Below are 6539 nucleotides of genomic sequence, written 5' to 3' on the forward strand. Positions count from 1 at the left end.
CGGGCTTGCGGCTTACCTGACGAACGGTCGTTCGTAACTTCTGCACTCCTCGCCCCTTGACCTTGCAGATAACCAACTACGCTTAAGCTCAGGCCATCCAAAAAAGGGGAGAGCCGGTACACCGGCGTGCGGGTCATCGGTAGCGTAACAGGGTGTTCTGGGGGGTATAGAGCAACTGGCGAACCCGGTTGCTTGCCAGCATCAGCTGACTGATCCGGCGTCGTCTCCACGTATCGAGCGAGGTGACGTCATGAGTATTTTTAGCCACTTCCAACAACGTTTCGAGTCAACGCGCCAGGAAGAACTCTCGCTGCAGGAGTACCTCGAGCTGTGCAAAGAGGATCGCAGTGCCTACGCATCGGCGGCCGAACGGCTGTTGCTGGCCATCGGTGAGCCAGAGCTGATCGACACCTCTACCAACTCCAGGCTGTCGCGCATTTTTTCCAACAAGGTGATCCGCCGCTATCCAGCCTTTGCCGACTTCCATGGCATGGAAGAGTGCATCGACCAGATCGTGTCCTACTTCCGCCACGCCGCACAGGGCCTGGAGGAAAAGAAACAGATCCTCTACCTGCTGGGCCCGGTAGGTGGCGGTAAATCGTCGCTGGCGGAAAAACTCAAGCAGCTGATGGAGCGCGTACCGTTCTACGCCATCAAGGGCTCACCGGTGTTCGAATCGCCATTGGGCCTGTTCAACGCCACCGAAGACGGGGCCATTCTCGAGGAGGAGTTCGGCATCCCGCGGCGCTACCTCAACACCATCATGTCGCCCTGGGCAACCAAGCGGCTGCAGGAGTTCGGCGGCGATATTTCCAAATTCAAAGTGGTCAAGCTCTACCCTTCCATCCTCAACCAGATCGCCATCGCCAAGACCGAACCGGGCGATGAAAACAACCAGGACATCTCTGCCCTGGTCGGCAAGGTCGACATTCGCAAGCTCGAGGAATACCCACAGAACGACGCCGACGCCTACAGCTACTCGGGGGCACTGTGCCGGGCCAACCAGGGCCTGATGGAATTCGTGGAAATGTTCAAGGCGCCGATCAAGGTCCTGCACCCCTTGCTCACCGCCACCCAGGAAGGTAACTACAACAGTACCGAAGGCCTCGGGGCCATCCCGTACACCGGCATCCTGCTGGCCCACTCCAACGAATCGGAGTGGCACACCTTCCGTAACAACAAGAACAACGAAGCGTTCATCGACCGGATCTACATTGTCAAAGTGCCGTACTGCCTGCGCGTCAGCGACGAAATCAGGATCTACGACAAATTGCTGGTCAACAGTTCGCTGTCCAAGGCCCATTGCGCACCGGACACGCTGAAAATGCTGGCGCAATTCACGGTGCTGTCGCGGCTCAAAGAGCCTGAAAACTCCAATATCTATTCGAAAATGCGCGTGTACGACGGTGAAAACCTCAAGGACACCGATCCGAAGGCCAAGTCGATCCAGGAATACCGCGACTCGGCCGGCGTCGACGAGGGCATGAATGGCCTGTCGACCCGCTTCGCCTTCAAGATCCTGTCCAAGGTGTTCAACTTCGACCCACACGAAATTGCCGCCAACCCCGTGCACCTGTTGTATGTGCTGGAGCAGCAGATCGAACAGGAACAGTTCCCTGCAGAAGTGCGCGAACGCTACCTGCGCTACCTGAAGGAGTACCTGGCACCGCGCTACATCGAGTTCATCGGCAAGGAAATCCAGACAGCGTACCTGGAGTCCTACAGCGAATACGGCCAGAACATCTTCGACCGCTATGTGCTGTACGCCGACTTCTGGATCCAGGACCAGGAATACCGCGACCCGGAAACCGGCGAGATCCTCAACCGCATCGCGCTCAACGAAGAGCTGGAGAAAATCGAGAAGCCGGCCGGCATCAGCAACCCGAAAGACTTCCGCAACGAGATCGTCAACTTCGTACTGCGCGCACGCGCCAACAACAATGGCAAGAACCCAAGCTGGCTGAGCTACGAAAAACTGCGGGTGGTGATCGAGAAGAAAATGTTCTCCAACACCGAAGACCTGCTGCCGGTCATCAGCTTCAATGCCAAAGCCAGCAAAGAGGACCAGAAGAAACACAACGACTTCGTCACCCGAATGGTGGAGCGTGGTTATACCGACAAGCAGGTGCGCCTGCTGTCGGAGTGGTACCTGCGGGTCAGGAAATCGCAATAAAGCGGCAAGCCGCCTAGTGCCAAGCTACAAGCTGCAAGCCACAAGCTGGCTGGCGCCGGCGCATGCCAGGCGCCAGCATCTGCGGCAGCGATGGCTGCTTTTACTTGCAGCTTGAAGCTTACCGCTTGGCGTCGAGGGCTTGTGGCTTGCAGCTGCTCCAGCTACCGGAGGGACCATGAGCTACGTTATAGACCGCCGCCTGAACGGCAAGAACAAGAGCACGGTCAACCGCCAGCGCTTCCTGCGGCGGTACCGCGAACACATCAAGAAGGCCGTCGAAGAGGCGGTAAGCCGCCGCTCCATCATGGACATGGAACACGGCGAGCAGATCAGCATTCCCGGGCGTGATATCGACGAACCGGTGCTGCACCATGGCCGCGGGGGTAAACAGACCATCGTGCACCCTGGCAACAAGGAGTTCACTGCCGGTGAACACATACCCAGGCCGCAAGGCGGCGGCGGGGGTGGCGGCGGCCGTGGCAAGGCCGGCAACTCCGGCGAAGGCATGGACGAATTCGTCTTCCAGATCACCCAGGAAGAGTTCCTCGAATTCATGTTCGAAGACCTCGAATTGCCCAACCTGGTCAAACGCCACCTGACCGGTGCCGACACCTTCAAAACTGTGCGCGCCGGTATCGCCAACGAAGGCAACCCGTCGCGCATCAACATCGTGCGCACCCTGCGCTCGGCCCACGCACGACGTATCGCCCTGACCGGCAGCAGCCGTGCCCTGCTGCGCGAAGCACAGAAAGAGCTGGCGCGCCTGCGCGCAGAGGAACCGGACAATTTCACCGATATCCAGGAAATCGAACAGGAAATCGAGCGCCTCAAGGCACGCATCAACCGCCTGCCGTTTCTCGACACCTTCGACCTCAAGTACAACCTGCTGGTCAAGCAACCCAACCCCAGTTCAAAGGCGGTGATGTTCTGCCTGATGGACGTGTCCGGTTCGATGACCCAGGCGACCAAAGACATCGCCAAGCGCTTCTTCATCTTGCTGTATCTGTTCCTCAAGCGTAATTACGACCGCATCGAAGTCGTGTTCATTCGCCACCACACCAGTGCCCGCGAAGTGGACGAGGAAGAATTTTTCTACTCGCGGGAAACCGGGGGCACCATCGTTTCCAGCGCACTCAAGCTAATGCAGGAGATCATGGCTGAACGCTACCCGGCCAGTGACTGGAACATCTATGCTGCCCAGGCGTCCGACGGCGACAACTGGAACGACGACTCGCCAATCTGCCGCGATATCCTGGCCAAGCAGATCATGCCGCACGTGCAGTACTACACTTACGTCGAAATCACCCCCCGTGAGCACCAGGCGCTGTGGTACGAATACGAACGCATCGGCGAGGCCTTCCCCGACACGTTTGCCCAACAGCAGCTGGTATCGGCCGGCGACATCTACCCGGTCTTCCGTGAACTCTTCCAGCGCAGGTTAGCCACATGACCGCCAGAGCACAGAGACGCCAACCCATTTCCACCGGGTCCGAATGGACGTTCGAACTGATCCAGACCTACGACCGGGAAATCAGCCGCCTGGCCGAGCGCTACGCCCTGGACACCTACCCCAACCAGATCGAGGTGATCACGGCCGAGCAGATGATGGACGCCTACGCTTCCGTCGGCATGCCGCTGGGCTATCACCACTGGTCCTACGGCAAGCAGTTCCTCAGCACGGAAAAGTCCTATAGCCGTGGCCAGATGGGCCTGGCCTACGAGATCGTGATCAACTCCGACCCCTGCATCGCTTACCTGATGGAAGAGAACACCATGTGCATGCAGGCACTGGTGATCGCCCATGCCTGCTATGGGCATAACAGCTTCTTCAAAGGCAACTACCTGTTCCGCACCTGGACGGATGCCAGCTCGATCATCGACTACCTGGTGTTCGCCAAGCAGTACATCGCGCAGTGCGAGGAACGCCACGGCATTGACGCCGTGGAAGACCTGATCGACTCCTGCCATGCCCTGATGAACTACGGCGTAGACCGCTACAAGCGGCCCTACCCTATTTCTGCCGAAGAGGAGCGGCGCCGGCAACAGGAGCGCGAGGAACACTTGCAGCGGCAGATCAACGACCTGTGGCGGACCATCCCGAAAAGCGCCGACAAGGGCAATGACCGCGATGAAGGGCGCTTCCCCGCCGAGCCGCAGGAAAACATCCTGTACTTCATCGAAAAGAACGCCCCGCTGCTGGAACCCTGGCAACGGGAAGTGGTGCGCATCGTGCGCAAGATAGCCCAGTATTTCTACCCGCAGCGCCAGACCCAGGTGATGAACGAAGGCTGGGCAACCTTCTGGCACTACACCCTGATGAACGACTTGTACGACGAGGGGCTGATAACCGAAGGCTTCATGATGGAGTTTCTGCAGTCGCATACCAGTGTGGTGTTCCAGCCTGGTTTCGACAGCCCGTACTACAGCGGCATCAACCCTTACGCGCTGGGCTTTGCGATGTACACCGACATCCGCCGCATGTGCGAGAACCCAACCGAAGAGGATCGCCACTGGTTCCCCGACATTGCCGGCAGTGATTGGCTTTCTACCATCAAGTTCGCCATGAGCAGCTTCAAGGACGAGAGTTTCATCCTGCAATACCTGTCGCCCAAGGTCATGCGCGACCTCAAGCTGTTCAGCATTCTCGATGATGACCAACGGGACGATCTGCTGGTACCGGCCATTCACGACGAGTCAGGTTACCGGCTCATTCGCGAGCAGCTGGCAGCCCAGTACAACCTGGGCAACCGTGAGCCGAACGTGCAGATCTGGAGTGTCGACCGCCGTGGGGACCGCTCCCTCACCCTGCGTCACCAGCAGCACAACCGCAAACCGCTCGGCGACTCGACCGACGAAGTCCTCAAGCACCTGCATCGGCTGTGGGGCTTCGATATCCACCTGGAGACCGTGCAAGGCGAGCAGGTGGTCAAGACCCACCACATGCCGCCACGCGGGGAGCACGGCGACGGCGGCGAATACGGCCGCATGGACCTGGCGGTGATTCACCATCTCTGAAGCCACGCCATGACTGCCGGCGGGTTATGCTGTCGGCAGTTATGGAGAGTTGCTCATGCACATTTACAAGGTTGGCGGTGCCGTACGTGACCGCCTGCTCGGCCGACCGGTCAGCGATATCGACTGGCTGGTGGTCGGTGCCAGCGTCGAGGAAATGCTGGCCAAGGGTTACCGCCCGGTCGGCGCCGACTTCCCGGTATTCCTGCACCCGAAAACCGGCGAGGAATACGCCCTGGCCCGTACCGAACGCAAAAGCGGGCGCGGCTACGGTGGCTTCACCTTCCATGCCAGCCCCGACGTAACCCTGGAAGAAGACCTGATCCGCCGCGACCTGACCATCAATGCCATGGCCGAGGATGAGGCCGGGCAGGTTCATGACCCTTACCAGGGCGCGCGGGATCTGGACCAACGCCTGTTACGCCACGTTTCCCCAGCGTTCGCTGAAGACCCCCTGCGTGTGCTGCGGGTGGCGCGCTTTGCTGCGCGCTATGCACCCTTAGGCTTTCGGGTGGCCGATGAAACCTTGGAGCTGATGCGCCAGATCAGTGCCTCGGGTGAATTGCAGGCATTGACTGCAGAGCGCAGCTGGAAGGAGATCGAGCGCGCGCTGATGGAGGCGCAGCCGCAGGTGTTCTTCCAGGTCCTGCATGCGTGCGCCGCCCTCCGGGAACTGTTGCCTGAGCTTGATAGCGCTCCCCAAGCCCTGGCTGCGCTGGAACAAGCAGCTGCGCATCACCAGCCCCTGCACGTGCGCTGGGCCTGCCTGTTGCACCAGTTGCCCCCCGCCTCGATCAAGACCGTCAACCAACGCCTCAAGGCGCCGCGGGAATGCCAGGAGCTGGCCCTGCTGACGGGGGAGTGCCTGGTGCAGGCTGATCAGGCGCTGCAGCTGCCTGCCATGTCACTGCTGGCGCTGTTGCAGAAGTTCGATGTGTACCGGCGCCCGCAGCGGTTTGAGGATTTCCTGGCTGCCTGCGAGATGGTGGCCCTGGGGAATTGCAAAGCGGGTTATCCACAGGGCGAGTACCTGCGTGGCGCTGCGGCAGCGGCGCGGGCGGTGGATGTGAAGCCGCTTGTGCAGGCAGGGCTGACTGGCCAGGCACTGGGCGAAGCGCTCAAAGCGCAGCGGCTGAAAGCGCTTGAGGCTTACCGGCACTGTTAGTGCTACCGGCCCTTTCGCGGCTAAAGCCGCTCCCACAGGTAGTGCGCCAACGTGAAGGCAACACAGCCCCTGTGGAAGATTCTATGGTTTCTGGCAAGGGTAGCCGCAGCACCTTCAGCGCCTGTGAGATCGAGCGCCGCCCGCGCGGCGCATCGCGAGCTGCGCTCGCTCCTACGTTTGTTTCGGGCC

At 60.1% G+C, this 6539-nt stretch carries 4 protein-coding genes; all 4 read left to right on the forward strand.

The window, feature by feature from the left end:
- Nucleotides 1–250: 250 nt before the first annotated feature.
- The 4 genes from EGJ22_RS20255 (at nt 251) to EGJ22_RS20270 (ending at nt 6350) form a co-directional block, all read left to right on the forward strand.
- Nucleotides 251–2173, forward strand: a complete 1923-nt coding sequence (locus tag EGJ22_RS20255) for a PrkA family serine protein kinase (RefSeq protein ID WP_009685233.1) — start codon at nt 251–253, stop codon at nt 2171–2173.
- A gap of 175 nt (nt 2174–2348) precedes the next feature.
- Nucleotides 2349–3623 (forward strand): YeaH/YhbH family protein, encoded by a 1275-nt coding sequence (locus EGJ22_RS20260; RefSeq protein ID WP_009685232.1) that lies wholly within the window; start codon nt 2349–2351, stop codon nt 3621–3623.
- A complete protein-coding gene (locus tag EGJ22_RS20265) occupies nt 3620–5188 on the forward strand; it encodes a SpoVR family protein (RefSeq protein WP_009685231.1) in 1569 nt (522 codons plus the stop codon). Before EGJ22_RS20260 ends, EGJ22_RS20265 begins: the two co-directional genes overlap by 4 nt.
- Before the next feature lie 55 nt (nt 5189–5243).
- Nucleotides 5244–6350 carry a hypothetical protein gene (locus tag EGJ22_RS20270; RefSeq protein ID WP_009685230.1) on the forward strand — a complete coding sequence of 369 codons (1107 nt, stop codon included), beginning with the start codon at nt 5244–5246 and terminating at the stop codon, nt 6348–6350.
- Nucleotides 6351–6539: the final 189 nt, after the last annotated feature.

It is taken from the genome of Pseudomonas sp. p99-361, from assembly GCF_003935475.1.
GTDB classification, from domain to species: Bacteria; Pseudomonadota; Gammaproteobacteria; order Pseudomonadales; family Pseudomonadaceae; genus Aquipseudomonas; species Aquipseudomonas juntendi.